This is a genomic window from Campylobacter portucalensis, from assembly GCF_009690845.1.
In the GTDB taxonomy this organism is placed as follows: Bacteria; Campylobacterota; Campylobacteria; order Campylobacterales; family Campylobacteraceae; genus Campylobacter_B; species Campylobacter_B portucalensis.
Genome location: NZ_VWSJ01000095.1, coordinates 1 through 254 on the forward strand (window position 1 = coordinate 1; position 254 = coordinate 254).

Consider the following 254-nt stretch of genomic DNA (forward strand, 5'->3'; position numbering starts at 1 on the left):
TGCCGCATTAAAACCAAATAACTCACAAAGTGGTATTAAAACAAGAAGTGCATTTAGCTCAAATTCTAATAATAATAGTTTAAGTAATATCCAAGTATTTGCTATACAAACAGGTGGTGGAGATGATGTTGCAAAAGAATTTAGAGAAATAGCCGAATTTAGTGGCGGAGCATATATAAATTTAACAACTTCTAGTTATGAAAGTGTAGCTGATATTTTATTTGATATGATGAATCTAGGCACTTCCAAATCCG

1 protein-coding gene is annotated in these 254 nt (G+C 31.5%); it reads left to right on the forward strand.

Features of this window, described 5'->3' with window-relative positions; all coding sequences use genetic code 11:
• Positions 1 to 254: hypothetical protein (locus tag F1B92_RS09000; RefSeq protein WP_195836356.1), on the forward strand; the 254-nt coding region annotated here is incomplete at both ends.